Source organism: Pseudoalteromonas sp. B131b (assembly GCF_037162545.1).
In the GTDB taxonomy this organism is placed as follows: domain Bacteria; phylum Pseudomonadota; class Gammaproteobacteria; order Enterobacterales; family Alteromonadaceae; genus Pseudoalteromonas; species Pseudoalteromonas fuliginea.
Genome location: NZ_JARLUZ010000002.1, coordinates 181852 through 201139, shown reverse-complemented (window position 1 = coordinate 201139; position 19288 = coordinate 181852). Strand labels below are relative to the sequence as shown.

Here is a 19288-nt window from a genome sequence, read left to right as displayed (position 1 = left end):
ATGTGTTTTCGTTATTTCCTTTTATTTATTCATACTTATCAATAAAATAACCTAATTTATATGCGACTAAAAATGTAACTATCAGTATAGCCAAGGATATACTCAACCTTTTGAAGGCAATTAACTTCAGTTCAATAGGATTAAGTAAAGCAGCTAATAAATTGCCGAGCACACTTAAAAATGATAGTAAGAATAAAAATAAAAGAACGAAACCAATAATTTTTTCAATCATTTAATTACCATATATAGATTCTTGGCTAAGTAATAGTTGCTTCAAAAACCAAAGTAGACTGCCACATTAATTGGACTAACAAAACTGCGCCACTAAATTTACTTTTTTGGCTAAAGTTTATTTTTCATTCCATTTTTCGCTAAGGAAATTAGGATGGGTGTTAGATTTATCATTCGAGTACCGATTACCTGTAACAACACGACAAGCTAATCAAGCATTTTAGCTGAGGGGTAGGCTGAAATAAAAATATAAAAAGCCAGAAAGTTTCTGGCTTTCAAATAACAATTTAAGATGAAAGGATGCTTATCGCTGATAACACATATTTACCATTTCTTTTTAGGAGCAAATAATATATCCAAGTCGTCCTGCTCTTGTTCGTTTTTCTTTTTAAGCGCATTAGCATTTGATGCCCGAAGCTCTACACTAATTGCTTCTAGATAACCTTCCACTTCTTGACGTTTAGCTGAAACATATTCATCTGAATAAGTCACTCCGTTAAGAGTAACTTGGGCTTTTTCAAAATATTGCCTAGCAGAACCTACCATGTTTGCCGAACGTGCTGATAAACCGCGTTTTATTTGGCTTTCTATATTGATACGAAGTTGAAGCTTTTCTAATCGTTTATCTTCAACTGTAAACACTTGGCTATCAACTCGCCCTTTATTGTGTTCTGAGCGTAACACTATGCGTAATTTTTTTATACCTTGGATAAGACTTACAAGCTGTTTGTCGTTACTCGGTAAAGACAGCGAGTCATTATTATTGCCTTGAACAGGTTGCGTAAGATGCTCTTTTGCTTCACTTAACCTATTTTTAAGCGCCTTTGAACCAGTGGAATTTGCCACCATAGTTTTCAGCGCTTCATAAACACGGCGTTGTAGTACGCGAATAATAGGTTCGGACAAAGGTATGTTGGCACTATTCGCAAGTGCTTCTTCAGTCTCTTCTATTATCGCCTTTTGTTTTGTAAGCTCTTTGCGACGTTCGCCTTCTTGTTTCTCTTTGTGTTGCTGTACAGCACTTACCCAAAGCGCAATCACAATAAGTGCGACTATGAGCACAATAATAATTGAAACGATCATAGTGTAATTCTCGGATTCATATCTAATTTTTTAATCTTACATTAAATATATACTAACAGGGTAGCTTTGCGCTGCTTAACTTATAAATATGCTAAAAAAGCATTACAAGGAGGGCCTATTATAAGATTATCTCGGATAATCATTGCTATCTGAAGCATATTTATTGTGCTAGCCTTAGATCCCAAACAGATAAATGTGTATGCCTAAAACTCAAGGTGAATTTTAAAATTAAAAAACGCTTGGGTTTAACACGTATTACCTTTATAAATTATATGAATAACAACGTTAAAATATGCAGCTATGAAATTACAACAACTCAGATATATCGTAGAAGTACAAAATCATAAATTAAATGTTTCAGCAACTGCTGAAAGTTTATTTACCTCTCAACCTGGTATTTCTAAACAAGTACGTATGTTAGAAGATGAGTTGGGTGTACAAATTTTTGGCCGCAGTGGTAAACATTTAACCCATGTGACGGGCGCTGGCGAAGAAATAATTAATATTTCCCGAGAAATACTTTCCAAAGTAGAAGGCATAAAAGCGGTTGCAAATGAGCATACATTACCAGATCAAGGTAAGCTTAATATTGCAACAACTCACACGCAAGCCCGCTACGCTCTTCCGAGTGTTATTCAAGGGTTTATGAAGAAATATCCTGCGGTTTCACTCCATATGCACCAAGGAACACCACAACAAATATCAGACGCAGCTGCTCGTGGCGACGCAGATTTTGCAATTGCGACTGAGGCACTTCATCTTTATTCAGATTTGGTTATGTTGCCATGCTATCATTGGAATCGCAGTATTGTTGTTGCAAAAGACCATCCTCTTGCGAAAAAAGTAAATAATTTAACTGTTGCCGACATAGCGCAATATCCGCTCATTACTTACGTATTTGGCTTTACGGGTCGCTCAGAACTAGATAAAGCATTTAGTGCACATGGTCTTGAACCCCATATTGTATTTACAGCAACCGATGCTGATGTAATTAAAACCTATGTTCGTCTAGGGTTAGGGGTCGGTGTAGTCGCTTCAATGGCAATAGATCAAATAAGTGATACCGATTTAGTCTGTATTGATGCGAGCCATTTATTTGAGGCAAGTACCACTAAAATTGGATTTAGAAAAGGCAGTTTTTTACGCACTTATATGTATGACTTCATTGAGCGTTTTGCACCGCACCTAACAAAAGAACGTGTTGAACGAGCAAGTTTATTGCGTAACCAAGATGATGTAGATAAATTATTTGCAGATATCGAATTACCAGTTAAGTAATCAATAATTTAATTAGTTAAAAACCGCGTAGATATAAAATGCGGTTTTTTTAATACTTTATAATAGTAAACAACCCAAAATTTTAGGTTAGCGCGTGTTTATCTTCAAAGGTTAAATTTACAGCGATGTGGTCATTTCCCATATACAAGCAATCACAACGCGTAAATACCAAAAAATCAATTTATTACGTGCGATAAAGTACTTTAATTACATGCCAGCCAAATTTTGTTTTAACTAGATGAGGCTCTAAAATTGCGCCTTTAAACGCAACCTTATCGAACTGTGGAACCATTTGCCCACGACCAAATTCACCTAAATCACCGCCTTTTTTACCCGATGGGCATGACGAATACTTTTTAGCTAAGGTTTGAAATTTTGCACCTTTACCTAATTGCCTAATAATATCTTCTGCAATCTCTTTGTGCTTTACCAAAATGTGAAGTGCATGTGCTGTGTTTGCCATGAAGAAAGCCTTTATACCGTTAGCTAAAATTAAACGCGGCGATTTTAACACAGCTCCTTAAACCTAGCATCTACTTATATGTGAGATAAAAATACCAATTTAAAAATAATGTTTAGCATCCTCTGGGTTGGGAATTCTGCAATACTGATATTTTCCAAACAAGGTATAGCGGTTTAAAGCAACCCTATCGTATAACCAGTTATTAAACCTATTTGGCAAAATACTAAATACAGTTGCTAGCTTATATGGGTAACCTAGCTGCTTAACAACATTAAAAAAAGCATGGCTTTGCGTATACGCTTTGCCGTTTTCTAGGTAAACCATTGAAGCATATTCAATTGTTGAAAAACCAAAATGCGTTAACAACAGTTCCCCTTTTGGAGATTGCACGCTGCATAATTTAAAAATAGTATTTTTATCGTGAGCAATAATAAAGTTACACCACGCGCTGCACAGCTTACATTGCGCATCAAATAATATAATTTTTTGATTTTGCATTATTGTCGCTACATCATCGCTCATAACACCTTCCTTAAATTAAGTACTTTACTGCTGCACCGGCTTTTTTTGTAACTTGCGCTGCAAAGTACGCCTATGCATATTAAGTTGCCTTGCGGTTACCGACACATTGCCATTATTACTGTGCAGTACTTGTTGAATATGCTCCCACTCTAAGCGCTCTGGCGACATAACCGCATCATCAATAACATTCGATGCCACAGGCTCGGTGTTAAGCGCTTTTAATAATGTTGCCATATCAACCGGCTTAGTAAGGTAATCGTTTGCGCCTAACCGCATTGCCTCTACTGCGGTTGCAATACTTGCAAACCCTGTTAGTAAAACAATATGAGTTTGGGGGAGCAAACTACGCAGCGGCTTTATGAGTGTAAGTCCGTTATCGTCGCCTAGTTTCATGTCTAATAAAACAAAGTCGGGCAATAATTTACGCGCAGCAAGTAACGCATCACTTTGGTTATGCGCCACCTCACAGGTAAAGCTTTGTTTAGTTAAGCGCCTTGCCAGTGTGCTGGCTAAATTAATGTCGTCTTCAATTATAAGTAACTTCATGAGGCGTTATTCTCAATGTTTACAATAGCGAGTTTAACTTTGGCAACAGCGCCGCCATCAGCATGGTTAAACAAGGTAAGTGAGCCATTTAAACGCTCAAAAGTAACATTTGATAAAAGCACAGCAAGCCCCATTCCCTGATCGCTTGGCATAAGTTGCCCGCCAAGCTCTGCTAATTGCGATGATGAAAAGCCAGGGCCAAAATCGCGAATTAACAAGTAAACGCATTCACTATGTAAGTTATCTTGCTGCCAACTCAGCTCTAATTGAGTTTTACCTTGTTTTTGATTAGCAAGCGCGGCGTTTTGCAATAAATTTAAAATAGCAGGCAATAACATGGCATCACTCAATAGCGTTGCTGCAATTGGTGGCGTAATCCATTTAATTTGTTGATCAGGATATTGCAGTAAAAGTGTGTCTGTAATTTGTGTTTGCAGTTGCTTTACCGTTACATGCTCTTGTGAATTTTTAAGGCGTAACTGCTCTGAGAGTTTTCTAAAGTCGTTAAGTTGTGTGCTGCACTGAGAAAGCGGCGCTTGCATGTGCTTAACAATAGGATTGTTTGGTTGCTCTTCTAATAACTCTTCAAACAGTAACTGTAAGTTTGCAATTGGGGTCGCTAGTTGATGAGTTATTTGTGCAGCGGCCCCATCAAGGGTAACAAGCTGCTCATTACGCAGTTGTTTTTCACGCACGTTTGCAATAATTCGCTCTCGCTCTTTAAGTGCCCTGCTCATTGCGCCAATCACTAATGCGATTACGCTAGCACTTAAAACAAAATTAACCCACATACCAATAAAGTGACCACTCATATTCATTTGATGCATATTGTGATCGGGCATCTTTATCAGTAAAAAACTGTATGCGGCAATGGCTAATACCGCAATATAAGCTAATCCTTTTTCTCGCAGCGTAACAGCAGCTATCATTATTGGGAGCAATAATAACGAAACAAATGCATTGGTCGCACCGCCGCTTAGCGATAGCAAAACCGTTAAAAATAATACATCAGCGGTTAACTGCATCAACATACCCAAAGGTTTAGCACGGCTTACATTTCGATAAGCAAATAGGCTAATAAGCTGAAACAAAGCCTCAACGGCAATAACAATAAGTAAAGGCAGTAATGCAATTTGATGTTCTAATAAAAAATAAACGCTAAGCACCGCAATTAATTGCACGGCAATAGCGCCGCTTCGCAGCATTAATAGTCGACTAATGGTGGGGTCGGTACGCATTAACAAGAGGTAATTGCCCAATCAAATGTTTAATAAGGTTATTTTAACGGTTATGTGATTTTTAATCATCATCCATCGAAATTGAAAACGGTGCACAAGGCGTTCCTTGATGAAACACCATTTTCCATTGTTCATTACTTTTACGCCAAAGCGACATACGTAAAGAATAATTAAACTCAGCGCGAGCAGAGCGCCTATAAGCTGCTTGATAACTAAGTTGCACTACATCATCGCTTAGCATTCGGCCCTTAAAATGCTGATTATAAAACTGTGGCACAACCTCGGTAGGTAAGCGGGTAAGTACTTGGTATTTATTAAAGGTAGTGCCATTGGCAGCAATTTCGATAAATTCATCATCGAGTAAAGCATCTAATGCGCGCTCAGATTGGCGAACTTCTGGGTCTAGTAACTGGCGCTCAGCGTCAATCAAATGATTAAACAACGACACTTTTATTTTGCTGCTCATAACCTTCCCTATTGTTTATAAACTTGCCCGGCTTTCATAACAAATTGCACGTTTTTCAGTACGTCGATATTTTTAAGCGGTGAGCCATTCACACTGATAATATCTGCTTGTTTACCAACACTCAAGTCGCCAATGAGTGCGCTTTGCCCCAGCAGTTTAGCTGCATGTATGGTTGCTGATTTAATAGCTTGGGCTTCGCTCATACCATTGTTTACCATTAAACTAAATTCGTTAGCATTAAGCCCATGACGCGACACCCCAGAGTCTGTTCCAAAGGCTATATTAACCTTATTTTTCAGTGCAAGTTTAAACGAAGCCTGCATTTTTGGAGTTACTTCACGCACTTTATCGGCTATTGCCGGTGGCATATTTGGATTTGTAAGCACCTCTTCACTGACCGTTGCACCCGCTAAAAGCGTCGGTACTAAATAAGATCCCGTTTTTTTAAATAACTTTATTGCCTCTTTATCTAAGTAAGAGCCATGCTCAATGGAATCCACACCGGCTTTTAAGGCCGCTTTTATACCTTGTGTACCGTGTGCATGGGCTGTAACTTTACGCCCTAAGTGGTGAGCCGTATCAACTATTGCAACCAGCTCTGCATCTGTAAGTTGTTGGTTAACACCAGCAGCGGTATTACTTAGTACTCCACCCGTGGCAGTAATTTTAATTACATCAGCACCACTTTTAATTACCTCGCGTACCGCACGGCTACAATCATCCGCGCCATTACAAATACCAATCCCGCCTGTAACCGCATCTGTAATATCTTTTCGATATCCGTGCATATCTGCGTGTCCACCGGTAGGTGATATTGTATTACCCGCTGCAAAAATGCGAGGGCCGTTAATATCATTTCGCTCAATAGCGCGCTTTAGCGGAAATATTACTTTGTGATCGCTACCTAAATCTCGCACTGATGTAAAACCTGCATCGAGCGTACGTTGTAAATATTTAATTGAACGCAAAGCATAATCCGCATCATATTCTGTTGCCCAACGGTGAGGATTTGCTTTAGTATCTCGCTCAAACGTAACGTGAACATGCATATCAATAAGACCAGGCATTACAAATTGATTTTTAAGATTGATAATATCGGCATCAGGTAGGTTAAGTTCTGCTTTTGTGAGGTAGCCGTTTTTAATGGCTGTTATTGTATTATCTGTTATGATTAACGTTTGCTCTGTTTTTACTTTTTGATCTTCGGATGCAAGTAAACTGCCCGCATAAATAATTTTATGCTGTTGAGCAAAAGCCCCATTTGCTATTAATGCCATAGTTATTGAAGTGAATGTTGTTATTAGTGTTGTTTTCATACTTGCTCCTTTTTTATACTAGCATTACCTTAAATAACCTGTAATTGCGAATATTTACGATACAAAGCATGCTATAAACTAGTCTTGAAAGCCGTTTTTTGGTATAACTCCCCCATTAGTAACACATGTCAGACCACCTTAAGAGAACATACTATGCCTTACGCACATATCACTGGTTGGGGTAAATGCATTCCACCAGCAAGCATTAGCAACGATGAAATTAGTGAAATAGTTGATACCACCGACGAGTGGATAACCACGCGTACAGGCATTAAATCTCGCCGAGTGAGCCATGTAAGTACCGCCGAGCTGGCAACCGTTGCTGCTAAGCATGCTATTGCGTGCGCAGGCATTGATCCTAAAGATATTGATTTAGTGATATTAGCAACCTGTACACCTTCTACTGTTGTGGCAAATACCGCCTCACAAGTGCAAAAAAATATTGGTGCAACAGGCGCTGCCGCAATGGATACAAACGCGGCATGTTCGGGCTTTTTATATGCGTTGCAAGCTGCTACAGCACAAATTCAAGCGGGTATGATCAAAAAAGCAGTCGTCATTGCCGCTGAACGTATGACCTGGTATGTAAACTGGGCACGTCGCGACAGCGCTGTTTTATTTGGCGATGGCGCAGGTGCAGTAATACTTGAAGCTGCCGATACGCCAGCGGGTTTACTTGGTTCCAAAACCGGTTGTGACAGCGAAGACCGCGATATTTTACACATCACCAACTTTGGTAGCGATTTAAATAAGTATGAGCCAATTGGTCCATCAGATTTATTATTTGAAGGTCGTGAAATTTTTAAACGTGCTGTTAAAGGCATGAGCGAAGCGTGCGACGATGTACTTAAACAAGCCGATTTGAGCCTTGATGACATTAATGTACTCGTTCCACACCAAGCTAACTTACGTATTATTCAAGCTATTCAGCATCGTTTAAAAGTACCTGACGAAAAAGTAATGGTTAACATTGGTGAGTATGGTAATACCTCTGCTGCGACTATTGCTATTGCGTTATGTGAAGCGGTTGAGCAAGGGTTAATTAAACCGCATTCAAATATTATGTCTGCTGCATTTGGTGCAGGCCTTACGTGGGCTGCAAGTTACATAAAGTGGGGCGAACGCGTAACGCCTATTAGTGTAAGCGATGCCGCTTTACCGCCATGTGATAAAACCGGTTTAGAACTTGTAGCACCGGCCGTTAGAGCATGTAAAGAAGCGCAGCAAAGCTAACACAACATGTAGTAAGCAACATATAAAACGCACTTATTTAAGTGCGTTTTTGCTTTTTAAGGAATTAAATTTGAAACTTTTCGGTATTCACCACGCTGCGATTATTTGTAGTGACTATGCACGTTCTAAACACTTTTATAGCAATTTACTTAAACTTAACGTTATTAATGAGCACTTTAGAGCTGATCGTAATTCATATAAATTAGATTTAGCCATGCCCGATGGTAGCCAAATAGAGCTATTTTCGTTTGATGGATCGCCCGCAAGACCCAGCTATCCCGAAGCACAAGGCTTAAGACATTTAGCTTTTAAGGTCGCGGATGTACAGATTGCAAAAACGTATTTAGAGTCGTGCGATGTAAACGTTGAGGATATTAGAGTGGATGAAATAACCGGCAAAAAGTTTACCTTTTTTGCCGATCCAGATAACTTGCCACTTGAGCTTTATGAGGTTTAAAACTCATAAGCTCAAGTTCTTACTATTGAATCAAAAACTTATTTATTAAAACGATTTTGTAAGTAGTTAAATACAGCACGAATACCTAATGCTTCACCACCCGTTGGACGACCTGGTAATGCACGTAAGTTCCACGCCATTACATCAAAATGTACCCACGGTGTTGTTGGTTCAACAAATTCTTTTAAGTAAAGCGCTGCGGTAATAGCACCACCAAACGGTGTACTTGCACAGTTTGCCATATCGGCTACATCACTTTTTAGTAAGTTTTTGTATTGCTCAAACAGCGGAAGTTGCCAAACAGGATCATGGACACTTAAACCTGCATCAATAATACCGTTTGCTACATCGCGCTCTGTTGAGAAAAAGCCCGGAAGCTCCGTGCCTAACGCAACACGACATGCACCCGTGAGGGTAGCAAAATCAATAATTAGCTCAGGATTATCGTTTTGTGCTTCGCTTAATGCATCACACAATACTAAGCGCCCTTCTGCGTCGGTATTATCAATTTCGACCATAATGCCTTTGCGTGTTTTAACAACATCGCCAGGGCGAAATGCATTTCGCGATACCGCATTTTCAACAGCGGGTACAAGTACACGTAATCTAATTGGTAAGTTAGCTGCCATAATAAGCTGCGCTAGTGCAATTACATGCGCGGCGCCGCCCATGTCTTTTTTCATGTTACGCATGCCAGAGCTTGGTTTTAAATCAAGTCCGCCTGAGTCAAAACATACGCCCTTACCGACTAGTGTAATTAATGGAGCATCTGTTGCACCCCATTTTAAATCAAGTAAACGCGGTTTATTTTCGCTTGCACGACCCACCATATGAATAGTCGGGTAGTTTTGCTCTAGTAACTCATCGCCAACCCACTGTGAAAATTCGCCATTGTAAGTTGCAGCTAAATCTTCCATTACTTGCGATAAATGTTGCGGCATCATATCTACCGCTGGAGTATTTACTAAATCACGTGCAAGTGTAATGGCATCAGCTTGTTGGCTAATGCGTTCATATAACGCTTTATCGCTAATGGCTAATTGCGCTTTTGCTGTTGGTTTTTCTTTATATTCACTAAATTCGTAACCACCAAGTACAAACCCTAAAGCAACCTGCTCTACAAAAGCGCTGTCGCCTTGAATTTGATAAGTACCTGTAGGAAGTGTATTTGCTAAATTACCCGCAGCCCAAAAATCATCGCTGCTTTGCATTAAACAAAATACCTGGCTTAACTCGCCCGTTTTAGCATCAGGAATTAAAGCAACACCTTGCTTTTCAAAACCTGTATTAGTTAACCAATTTTGTATAAATGCAGGCTGCTGTGCGTGCCAGTCAGATAATTCGTTTTTTAAAATAAAAGATAAAGGAATACCAGAAGATGTATGACGTAGTAATGCACTCATTAAATAGCTCGTATAATATAAAAATGGTACTTAAGAGCATATCAATAAGCGCACCTAAAAGGTATCGCTAATTTAACGGTTTGTAAGATTACTTTTTAGTCTGTTTTTTTTGAGTTTCTTTTTGATTTTCTTGATTAATTTCTGCGTCGAGCTCTTTAATTGATTTGTTCATGTTAAAGGAGCTAGGTAGTACATCCACCCCAACTAAACTTCCTAATTTAACCACTAAGGGAATAGTGATAGGCGCAAATGGTAATACAGCAAATACACCCAAGCCAAGGCCCTTTAAAATATCGACAAATTGTTCGTTGGCACGCTTTAACTCAGCTTGATTTGTTTGTCCTTGCGTATAGCGCCTATAGATAGAAAGCATTTCTTTTGTTTCTTGTTTTTCTTGGGCGAGTGCGATTTTAAGCGCCACCATAGCACGGCGAAAACGCAGCTGTTGGCGTTTTTTACTAATTTTAACTACCCGCCAAGGTGCACGGTGAATAACTTTATATAATCGCATAACATGCATTTTCACACAGGCATCCATGTTCACAAAGAATAATTTACTTGATTCGCCTCATCTACTATTATTTGCACCAAACTAGTGCCGAATAAATTTATTTCCATGCTCAAAAAAATACTAAAAATATTTTAAAACCTGAAAAACCAAAATCTGATGAATGTTGTGGCGGAGGCTCTTGCTGCCCGTGCGTATGGGATACATACAAAGAAAAGCTTAAAAAATGGCAGCTAACACAACTCAAAATAGATACAGTTAATTAACAAATCCGACAGTTTAACAACCTAAAAAATGCATTAACTTCCCTTAAAAACACCATATTGCACTTAATTAGTCCACTTTACTTCTTATAACGCACCACTCTAGCTGCTTTTAGTTAATTTAAACTTTTGTTATTTAATAGTTAATTAATAATTGCTCTCGTTGTTTTTTATGTATAGTCTGTAATTAGGACTTCACTAGATGTGAGCTAAAACTCTAAGGGGTCAAGTAATTAAACTTCCTCCTAACATCCACTGTATTCCAGTCCAAAAATATAAAATAAGTAATACTTACAAAGTCTTACTAAACAAAAATTATTCTAACTGGGGAAAATTAGAATGAAATTAAAAAACAACGTACTAAATCAGGCAATTAAGTTTGCGCTAGCAACCACTACCGCTGGTTTATTCTTCTCAAGCTCTGCTATTGCTGCAGATGAAGAACAAGCAAAGGCTAAAGTTAATAAAAATGTTGAAAAAATTGCTGTAGTAGGTACGCGTTCAGCTCCACGTTCAATTGGTGATTCACCGGTTCCTATCGATATTATTGGTGGTGAAGAGCTTGAAAAGTCAGGGAATACTGACATGCTTGAGCTTTTAAAAGGTGCAGTGCCATCTTTCAATGTTCACCAAAACCCTATTAGTGATGCAGCATCACTTGTTCGCCCAGCAAACTTACGTGGCTTACCATCAGACAGCACATTGGTTCTTTTAAACGGCAAACGTCGTCACCGTGCTTCTGTAATCGCATTTTTAGGTGGTGGTATTAATGATGGTGCACAAGGTGCTGATATCTCAGTTATCCCTAGTATTGCAATCAAGCAAGTAGAAGTACTTCGTGATGGTGCTGCAGCTCAGTATGGTTCTGATGCAATTGCAGGTGTAATGAACTTCCAACTTAAAGACGCGTCAGAAGGCGGTAAATTAGAAGTTCGCCACGGCCAGTTCTACGAAGGTGATGGCGATACAACTCAAGTATCGGGTAACATTGGTTTACCGTTTACCGACAACGGTTTTGCTAACTTAAGCTTTCAATACAAAACAGCTGATGCAACTAGTCGCTCTGTACAGCGTCCTGATGCTGCTGGTCTTGCAGCAGCCGGTGTTCAAGACGTATCGCCTTTAGCTCAAGTTTGGGGCGCACCAGAAGTCGATGATGATATTTCAATTTTTGGTAATGTTGGATTAGAGCTAACAAACGATTCTGAATTTTACATGTTTGGTAACTACTCTGAGCGCGATGTACGAGGTGGCTTCTATTATCGTAACCCTACATCTCGCCCAGGTGTATATGGTGGTAACATTCGCGATGTTAATGGTGTAAATATGCGCCGCCCTGGTGATGACAACCCAGTTGGACAAACTGCTTGGGATGCTGCTACACCTACTGTTTTAGTTGGATCTTTAGACGGTTATGACGCTCAATTAGATTGTCCAGTAGTAGAAATTCAAGCTAACGGTGCACCAGATCAATCTGCAATAGATTCACTAACTTCTGCTAACTGTTTTGCATTTAATGAAACACTGCCTGGCGGTTTTACACCTAACTTTGGTGGTAACATTACCGATACTTCTTTAACAATTGGTACTAAAGGCATGTTCACTGGTGGCTTCTTAAAAGATGCATTTTATGACATTAGTGGTACGGTTGGCTTTAATGAATCTCGCTACTTTATTTACGATACAGTTAATGCGTCATTAGGCTTAGACTCACCACGCGACTTTAGTCCAGGTAAATACTCGCAACTAGAGAAAAACTTCAATTTAGATATTTCTAAAGGATTTGATTTTGATTTAGCATACGATGTAAATATTGCCGGTGGTTTAGAGTGGCATGAAGAAACATTTACAGTAACATCTGGTGATGTAGCGTCATTTACTGCAGGTGAGTTTACTGAGCAAGGTTTTGGTATAGGTTCTAATGGTTTCCCTGGTTTTAAACCATCTGACGCGGGTGAATACACTCGCCGTAACTACGCTGCATTTGTTGATATTGAAGCCCCATTTACTGAAGATTTTTTAATGGGCTTAGCTTTACGTTTTGAAGATTACGACAGCTTTGGCACAACAACAAACTATAAAGTTATGGCGCAGTACCATGTAACGGAAGATTTAAACGTGCGCGGCTCTATTAGTACAGGCTTTCGTGCACCAACGGTTGGTCAAGCTAATGTAAGTAACGTACAAACAAGCTTAGACAATGGTGTATTACAAGATTCAGCACTACTTCCACCAACAAACCCAATTGCGGTACAATTAGGTGGTACAGAGCTTGAGCCAGAAGAATCTCAAAGCTACACGTTTGGCGCTGTATACACTATTGGTGATTTATTTTTAACACTTGATTACTACAATATCCAAGTAGAAGATCGTATTAGCCAATCAGATAAGATTAATTTAAGCCAAAGCGATAAAGATACACTTGAAGCAGCTGGCGTACCTAATGTACAGAGTCTTGCACAAGTAAGCTTTTTCACGAATGACTTTGATACAACAACACAAGGTATCGATTTAGTTGCAAACTATACAGCTGAATTAATGGGTGGTAGCTCTACATTTAGCCTTGCTTACAACTGGAATGATACTGAAGTAACTCAATTTAGTGATATTACCGGTGCATTTAAAGTTAAGCGTTTAGAAGAAGACTTACCTAATCACCGTGCTACTTTCACATTGTCTCAACAGTGGGAATCTATCTCTGCATTTGCTCGTGCAAATTACTACGGCGAATACCAAGGCGTTCACGTAGATTACGATGCAACAGCAAAAACTGCTGACGCAGCTGTAACTATTGATGCTGAAATTACTTACTTCATGAATGAGTCAATTAGCTTCTCGGTTGGAGCTCAAAACTTATTTGATCAGGATGCTGAAAAACTTGATTTTGCTGAAGCAGCTGGCGCGCCAAATAACAACTGGGGTGGTAAGTATTACGAAACATCTCCGTTCGGTATTAATGGTGGCTTTTACTACGCTAAAGCAACATACACGTTCTAATATTTTTACATAAAGAAGTGGAGGCGAAATGTTAAGACATTTCGCCTTTTTTATTTTATAGTAAATAAAAATGAACAATACCAATTGCATTGAATAAGTGTTCTATTATAGCGCTCAGAAAATAGCGTAATAACAAGGCGAAAACTATGATATATAGTTGCTCTATATGAATAATTTTTAACGCAGTGAGTACGCTATTTAATGCGATAGAATGATTATTTTTTAATAAAATTGGTATAACTATGCTACTCAAAAAAGCTAATCAGTTACTACAACAAAACATGCTCAAAGAAGCTGAGTTTCACTATAAGACACTATTAAAAAGCAACCCTGAAAATGGTGAAGCTTTATTTGGTTTAGGCAAAATCGCATTGAGGTTAGAGCGATTTGATGCTGCTGTGTACTTACTCCAAAAAGTGTGTGAACGCATGCCTCATATGCTTGAGCCACTGCATGCACTAGCCGATGCGTTTAATGGTGTCAACTCACCAAAAGATGCACTTACTGTGCTTGAATATGTAAAAAGTCTAGCAAATAATAACCCTGAACCTCATTATTACTTAGCTCAGCACTATTTAACACATGGCAATTTAAATAAAGCGCATACCACATTTGCACACGCATTGAGTATGGGGGTTTACCCCGTAACTGCTTATATTTTATTTGAGTTAGTTCAATTAGGCCGCTTTGACAAAGAACACAACTACATAAGTAATCTGCATCATTTATTAATGCAAACAGATAATTTACGACTCAAAATGGTGTGTTATTACGCACTCGCTAAAAGTTACGATAAACTTGAAGACATTGAACAAGCATTTAATTACTTTGTACTAGCAAATAAACTACAACGAAAATTAAGTAACTTTAATACTCAAGAGCTTGAACCTTTTTACAGCGAAATAATTAAACACAATACCAATGCCTTTATGCAAAAACGTGATAAAAGTTTTACAACTAATATCGCGCCCGTATTTATTATCGGCATGCCTCGAAGTGGCTCTACCCTTGTAGAGCAAATGTTGGCAAGCCATAGTCAGTTTTCGAGCCTAGGAGAGAGTACGAGTATTAGTAATAACGCAGTTGCTTTTATCGAACAAAAAACGGGGATTGCTTACCCGCAATGTTTAGCGCATTTAACGCCTGATTTAATCAAAAAAGCCCGCGAAATGTATATCACAACATTAAAAACAGCATCGCCCATCAGGCCTTTTATAATAAATAAACTGCCAAGTAACTACCTATCTCTTGGACTTATTTATGTCCTTTTTCCAAATGCCAAATTTATAAACTTAACGCGTGACTTTAATGCAACTGCTTTTTCAGTGTTTAGTAATTACTTTGCTGAAAACGAGCCTTATTTTTGCTCTCTCGTGGAGTTTAAGCAATACCATACTTTATATGAGAAATTAATGGGTCATTGGCAGTCTCTTGAAAATATGCCAATTTACAACATGAATTACGAAGCATTAATAAACAACCCAAAAGGTCAGCTAACTGCATTACTTAACTTTTTAGGTTGTCAATATGAAGATGGTTGTTTAGCATTTCATAAGCGTACATCAGCTGTTACTACGCTTAGTAAGCATGCCATTCGAAAGCCTGTTAATAATTCAGCACTTACAAAATGGGAACGCTATAGAGCGCCTTTGCTTAAATTGCTTGATGAGAACTAGTTAACAGAATGTACTTCAAACCAATTAAGTAAATCTTTAAATTGATCATCGCGGGCACTCGGATGGGTAAGCATATTAATATGGTCGTAATCAAAATTATGCCCGTGTTTACGACCGTAAATTCGCATTTGTTGAATGCCTGGCCCCGATTCGTCCATAAATTTTTGAATATCGATTGGTTGCGCTAATGCTTTATCTTTTACCGCAGCAATATGAAGTGTTGGCGGTAAATGCAGGCTGTTTAGCGCTTTTGCATAATCAAAATTATCATCAGAATCTATCCATGGCTTCTTTTTAGCCCATTGCATACTTTGATAATGCGACTTTTGAGTTTCATTATCGCTTCCCCACTTATAACTTTTAGCATTTAAATAGCCATGCTTTTTAGCAAGTAAAGGTGCCATAAAATACCAAATCAAATTGGCTTGTAATAATTTTTGAGGATGATTATTAAATAAAGAACGCTTAGAACCAAAATACACACACGCTTTTACATCATTAATATATTCTGGAAAGCGTGCAAATACACTGTTCATCAATACCCCGCCCCAAGAGTGAGCAACCCAGTAGTCAGGCTTTTTACCTTCAATCAACTCTATTTGCTTAATAAAGGCTGGGATATCTTCTAAAATGGCCTCAGTTTGCCCGTATTTAGCGTCACTTGAAATAACCGGTTTACTATCACCTCGGCCACGTAAATCAGCCACATAACATCTATACCCATGCTCAGCCAAAAAAGGGGCAAGTCCTTTATTGGAGTGCGTGTAAAAATTTTACCGTTTTCTACAGCTCCATGCATAAAAAATACGACAGGCCCTTGCTGATTTTCATCACTGATACGGCGTAAATGAAGTGTTTGTTGATCAGCTAAATTGATAATTATTGATTGCTGAGAAATTGCCACAGTTATTCCTTTTTATTATTTTCAACTCATCCTACCAGTAATATTAAATATACCAAAGGAAATGTCTGCACTTTACTCATCAGCATTTGTTACACTTACGTCATTATATCTGTTGTTAAAATGAAGCCATGAAAGAAAATAAAACACGTTCAAAATTACACCCTCGCAACCTACATAAAAATGGGTACGACTTCGATTTATTAACAACAGAGCACCCTGCTCTACTGCCATTTGTTATAACCACACCTGCAGGTACTAAAAGCATTGATTTTAGTGATAACAAGGCTGTTAAAACACTTAATCAAGCTCTTTTAAAAGCGCATTATAATATTGATTTTTGGGATATACCCGAGCATAACTTATGCCCGCCTATACCTGGGCGTGTTGACTATATTCACTACTTGGCCGACCTATTAAGTGATGATAATCAACAACAAATACCTCTAGGTAGGCAAATTAAAGTGCTTGATATTGGCACTGGCGCTAACTTGGTTTATCCACTTACGGGTACAAGTGAATATAAGTGGCATTTTACAGGGACTGATATTGACGCAGCCTCAGTAAAAATAGCAAAGCAAATTGCGCAGTTTAATGGTTTAAAAATAACCCTAAAACAACAAAAAAACGCATCACATATTTTTAAAGGCGTTATTAATCAAAAAGATCTATACCATTTAACGCTCTGTAACCCGCCGTTTCATGCAAGTGAAGAAGAGGCAAGTAAAGGCAGTGAACGTAAATGGAAAAACTTAGGAAAAACACCCAGTAGCACGCTTAACTTTGGTGGTCATAATAATGAATTATGGTGCGAAGGCGGTGAAGTACGGTTTATCTCTAATATGATTAAAGAAAGCGAAGACTTTGCAGAACAAGTACTGTGGTTTACGTCGTTAGTCTCTAAAAAAGATAATATTGCAGCGCTTGAAGAAGTGTTAAAAGCTCACCCAATAGCACAGTATAAAATAGTTGATATGGCACAGGGTCAAAAAATTAGCCGCTTTATTGCATGGAGCTATTTTGATAAAGAAACTCGTGAACAAATATGTAGCGAGCTTGATTAAGCTATAAAAGGAAAAGCAAACCATGATAGATTTTCGCTCTGATACGGTTACAAAACCAACAAAAACAATGCGCGATATTATGTACAACGCACCGGTTGGTGACGATGTATATGGTGATGATGAAAGCGTTAACCAGTTAGAAGTCTATGCGTGTAAGCGTTTTAATTTTGAAGCCGCACTTTATTGTAGCTCAGGCACACAAGCCAACTTACTTGCGTTAATGGCGCACTGTGAGCGAGGTGACGAATACATTTGTGGCCAAAATGCTCACAATTATAAGTTTGAGGGTGGCGGCGCAGCTGTATTAGGATCTGTTCAGCCACAGCCTATTGAAAACGAAGCTGATGGCAGCATCCCTTTTAGTAAAATAGCGGCGGCTATAAAACCTGACGATTGCCATTTTGCAAAAACGCGATTGCTCAGCTTAGAAAATACCATTGGCGGAAAAGTACTCCCGCTTGAGTACTTAGCCCAAGCACGTGACTTTGTTAATACGCATAGTTTAGCGCTGCACTTAGACGGCGCACGTGCTTTTAATGCCGCTGTTGAGCTAAAAGTTGATATTACTGAAATCACAAAGCACTTTGACTCAGTTTCTATTTGTTTATCTAAAGGTTTGGGGGCCCCCGTAGGCTCTTTATTATTAGGCTCACTAGCACTTATTAATAAAGCAAGACGATGGAGAAAAGTACTTGGTGGCGGTATGCGCCAAGCCGGAATGCTTGCAGCCGCTGGGCAGTTTGCACTTGAGCACAATATAGAGCGCTTAAAAGACGATCATGAAAATGCACGTTATTTGGCTCAACAATTAAGTGAAATCAGTGGTTTTACTGTCGATATGACTAACACCACTAATATGGTTTACGCAACTTACGCTGGTAATATAAGCATTGAAGAGGTTGCTAAAGCCCTTAAACAACAAGGTATATTATTTAGCCCAAGCAAGCAGCTTAGGCTAGTAACGCATTTAGATATTACGCGCGAAGATATTGATACATTCCTAAATGCTTTGTCGGCCCATATTTAACGCAGCTTTATAATGTTTGCGGCATACCGAAACATATCGGTCATTGCCGCCAATTTCGACTTGGTTACCATCGGCTATTGCTTCACCATTTTCATCGGTACGCAGTACATGGTTTGCTTTACGTCCGCAGTGGCATACAGTTTTAAGCTCAATTAACTTATCAGCCCACGCTAGCAAATATTGCGAGCCTATAAATAACTCGCCTCTAAAGTCGTTACGCAAGCCATAACACAATACCGGTATACCTAATTCATCAACTACATCGGTTAATTGCATTACTTGTTCTTTTGATAAAAATTGGCATTCATCAACCAATACACAATGGCGTTTTTTATCATTATTGAGTGATTGAATAAGATCAAAAACATCTTTACTAGCATCAAAAACATGCGCATCTGCTTGTAAGCCAATACGAGATGATACTTTACCCACACCTAGCCTATCATCAATGGCTGCGGTGAGGATCACAGGTTCCATACCACGCTCTTTATAGTTAAATGCCGATTGTAATAACGTGGTTGATTTACCTGCATTCATTGCAGAGTAGTAGAAATATAATTGAGCCATTGCTGTGCCATTTTATAAAAAGTGCGCTTATGCTACCTTAATATTAAAT

At 38.7% G+C, this 19288-nt stretch carries 18 protein-coding genes and 1 pseudogene; 8 read left to right on the top strand and 11 right to left on the bottom strand.

From position 1 onward, the window contains the following. Positions 1-555 precede the first annotated feature (555 nt). On the bottom strand, positions 556-1314 hold the full coding sequence (locus P4S65_RS18865) for a hypothetical protein (RefSeq protein WP_337120872.1): 759 nt from the start codon (positions 1312-1314) through the stop codon (positions 556-558). 300 nt (positions 1315-1614) lie between these two features. On the opposite strand from P4S65_RS18865, the gene cysB reads away from it, so the two are divergent. Continuing rightward, on the top strand, positions 1615-2592 hold the full coding sequence (cysB, locus tag P4S65_RS18860) for an HTH-type transcriptional regulator CysB (RefSeq protein ID WP_007375573.1): 978 nt from the start codon (positions 1615-1617) through the stop codon (positions 2590-2592). A gap of 184 nt (positions 2593-2776) precedes the next feature. Here cysB and P4S65_RS18855 read toward each other — a convergent pair whose 3' ends face one another. From P4S65_RS18855 to P4S65_RS18830, 6 genes are all read right to left on the bottom strand, one after another. Next, complete coding sequence (locus P4S65_RS18855) at positions 2777-3055, bottom strand: peptidylprolyl isomerase (RefSeq protein WP_337120871.1); 279 nt, start codon at positions 3053-3055, stop codon at positions 2777-2779. Positions 3056-3154: 99 nt separating this feature from the next. After that, on the bottom strand, positions 3155-3577 hold the full coding sequence (locus tag P4S65_RS18850; RefSeq protein WP_337120870.1) for a thiol-disulfide oxidoreductase DCC family protein: 423 nt from the start codon (positions 3575-3577) through the stop codon (positions 3155-3157). Positions 3578-3601: 24 nt separating this feature from the next. Next, positions 3602-4123 (bottom strand): response regulator transcription factor, encoded by a 522-nt coding sequence (locus P4S65_RS18845; RefSeq protein ID WP_337120869.1) that lies wholly within the window; start codon positions 4121-4123, stop codon positions 3602-3604. Next, positions 4120-5361 carry a sensor histidine kinase gene (locus P4S65_RS18840; RefSeq protein ID WP_337120867.1) on the bottom strand — a complete coding sequence of 414 codons (1242 nt, stop codon included), beginning with the start codon at positions 5359-5361 and terminating at the stop codon, positions 4120-4122. The genes P4S65_RS18845 and P4S65_RS18840 overlap by 4 nt, the downstream gene beginning before the upstream one ends. A gap of 61 nt (positions 5362-5422) precedes the next feature. Continuing rightward, complete coding sequence (locus tag P4S65_RS18835) at positions 5423-5827, bottom strand: nuclear transport factor 2 family protein (RefSeq protein ID WP_008133851.1); 405 nt, start codon at positions 5825-5827, stop codon at positions 5423-5425. Positions 5828-5835: 8 nt separating this feature from the next. Next, a complete protein-coding gene (locus tag P4S65_RS18830; RefSeq protein ID WP_337120865.1) occupies positions 5836-7143 on the bottom strand; it encodes a metal-dependent hydrolase family protein in 1308 nt (435 codons plus the stop codon). Between the two features lie 153 nt (positions 7144-7296). Here P4S65_RS18830 and P4S65_RS18825 point away from each other — a divergent pair, with 153 nt between their 5' ends. Both P4S65_RS18825 and gloA2 read left to right on the top strand, forming a co-directional pair. After that, entirely contained in the window at positions 7297-8376 is a 1080-nt protein-coding gene (locus P4S65_RS18825) for a ketoacyl-ACP synthase III (RefSeq protein WP_096794465.1), read from the top strand. 70 nt (positions 8377-8446) lie between these two features. Further along, positions 8447-8833, top strand: coding sequence for an SMU1112c/YaeR family gloxylase I-like metalloprotein (gene gloA2 / locus P4S65_RS18820; RefSeq protein WP_096794464.1), 387 nt, complete (start codon positions 8447-8449; stop codon positions 8831-8833). Between the two features lie 38 nt (positions 8834-8871). Here gloA2 and P4S65_RS18815 read toward each other — a convergent pair whose 3' ends face one another. Continuing rightward, on the bottom strand, positions 8872-10236 hold the full coding sequence (locus tag P4S65_RS18815; protein ID WP_149605035.1) for a leucyl aminopeptidase family protein: 1365 nt from the start codon (positions 10234-10236) through the stop codon (positions 8872-8874). 88 nt (positions 10237-10324) lie between these two features. Then, positions 10325-10747 (bottom strand): hypothetical protein, encoded by a 423-nt coding sequence (locus P4S65_RS18810; RefSeq protein ID WP_033023082.1) that lies wholly within the window; start codon positions 10745-10747, stop codon positions 10325-10327. A gap of 95 nt (positions 10748-10842) precedes the next feature. Here P4S65_RS18810 and P4S65_RS18805 point away from each other — a divergent pair, with 95 nt between their 5' ends. From P4S65_RS18805 to P4S65_RS18795, 3 genes are all read left to right on the top strand, one after another. Continuing rightward, the gene (locus P4S65_RS18805) at positions 10843-11010 is read left to right on the top strand and encodes an oxidoreductase-like domain-containing protein (RefSeq protein WP_337121196.1); all 168 of its coding nucleotides are present in this window, start codon (positions 10843-10845) and stop codon (positions 11008-11010) included. A 336-nt stretch (positions 11011-11346) separates the two neighbouring features. Beyond that, on the top strand, positions 11347-14004 hold the full coding sequence (locus tag P4S65_RS18800; protein WP_337120862.1) for a TonB-dependent receptor plug domain-containing protein: 2658 nt from the start codon (positions 11347-11349) through the stop codon (positions 14002-14004). 242 nt (positions 14005-14246) lie between these two features. Continuing rightward, positions 14247-15680: a tetratricopeptide repeat-containing sulfotransferase family protein gene (locus P4S65_RS18795; protein ID WP_337120861.1), complete on the top strand. Its 1434-nt coding sequence runs from the start codon at positions 14247-14249 to the stop codon at positions 15678-15680. Here P4S65_RS18795 and P4S65_RS18790 read toward each other — a convergent pair. Then, a pseudogene (locus tag P4S65_RS18790) lies at positions 15677-16584 on the bottom strand (alpha/beta fold hydrolase). The gene P4S65_RS18795 and the pseudogene P4S65_RS18790 overlap by 4 nt on opposite strands. Before the next feature lie 128 nt (positions 16585-16712). On the opposite strand from P4S65_RS18790, the gene rlmF reads away from it, so the two are divergent. Next, positions 16713-17645, top strand: coding sequence for a 23S rRNA (adenine(1618)-N(6))-methyltransferase RlmF (rlmF, locus tag P4S65_RS18785; protein WP_337120859.1), 933 nt, complete (start codon positions 16713-16715; stop codon positions 17643-17645). Between the two features lie 22 nt (positions 17646-17667). Further along, complete coding sequence (gene ltaE / locus P4S65_RS18780) at positions 17668-18672, top strand: low-specificity L-threonine aldolase (protein ID WP_337120858.1); 1005 nt, start codon at positions 17668-17670, stop codon at positions 18670-18672. On the opposite strand, the gene P4S65_RS18775 is transcribed toward ltaE, so the two are convergent. Next, the gene (locus P4S65_RS18775; protein ID WP_008133830.1) at positions 18646-19239 is read right to left on the bottom strand and encodes a thymidine kinase; all 594 of its coding nucleotides are present in this window, start codon (positions 19237-19239) and stop codon (positions 18646-18648) included. The genes ltaE and P4S65_RS18775 overlap by 27 nt on opposite strands. Positions 19240-19288: the final 49 nt, after the last annotated feature.

Bases quoted from the DNA above. Each gene is read 5' to 3' on its own strand.
- P4S65_RS18865 (WP_337120872.1), bottom strand. From the start codon at position 1,314: ATGATCGTTTCAATTATTATTGTGCTCATAGTCGCACTTATTGTGATT.
- cysB (WP_007375573.1), top strand. From the start codon at position 1,615: ATGAAATTACAACAACTCAGATATATCGTAGAAGTACAAAATCATAAA.
- P4S65_RS18855 (WP_337120871.1), bottom strand. From the start codon at position 3,055: ATGGCAAACACAGCACATGCACTTCACATTTTGGTAAAGCACAAAGAG.
- P4S65_RS18850 (WP_337120870.1), bottom strand. From the start codon at position 3,577: ATGAGCGATGATGTAGCGACAATAATGCAAAATCAAAAAATTATATTA.
- P4S65_RS18845 (WP_337120869.1), bottom strand. From the start codon at position 4,123: ATGAAGTTACTTATAATTGAAGACGACATTAATTTAGCCAGCACACTG.
- P4S65_RS18840 (WP_337120867.1), bottom strand. From the start codon at position 5,361: ATGCGTACCGACCCCACCATTAGTCGACTATTAATGCTGCGAAGCGGC.
- P4S65_RS18835 (WP_008133851.1), bottom strand. From the start codon at position 5,827: ATGAGCAGCAAAATAAAAGTGTCGTTGTTTAATCATTTGATTGACGCT.
- P4S65_RS18830 (WP_337120865.1), bottom strand. From the start codon at position 7,143: ATGAAAACAACACTAATAACAACATTCACTTCAATAACTATGGCATTA.
- P4S65_RS18825 (WP_096794465.1), top strand. From the start codon at position 7,297: ATGCCTTACGCACATATCACTGGTTGGGGTAAATGCATTCCACCAGCA.
- P4S65_RS18815 (WP_149605035.1), bottom strand. From the start codon at position 10,236: ATGAGTGCATTACTACGTCATACATCTTCTGGTATTCCTTTATCTTTT.
- P4S65_RS18810 (WP_033023082.1), bottom strand. From the start codon at position 10,747: ATGCGATTATATAAAGTTATTCACCGTGCACCTTGGCGGGTAGTTAAA.
- P4S65_RS18800 (WP_337120862.1), top strand. From the start codon at position 11,347: ATGAAATTAAAAAACAACGTACTAAATCAGGCAATTAAGTTTGCGCTA.
- P4S65_RS18795 (WP_337120861.1), top strand. From the start codon at position 14,247: ATGCTACTCAAAAAAGCTAATCAGTTACTACAACAAAACATGCTCAAA.
- rlmF (WP_337120859.1), top strand. From the start codon at position 16,713: ATGAAAGAAAATAAAACACGTTCAAAATTACACCCTCGCAACCTACAT.
- ltaE (WP_337120858.1), top strand. From the start codon at position 17,668: ATGATAGATTTTCGCTCTGATACGGTTACAAAACCAACAAAAACAATG.
- P4S65_RS18775 (WP_008133830.1), bottom strand. From the start codon at position 19,239: ATGGCTCAATTATATTTCTACTACTCTGCAATGAATGCAGGTAAATCA.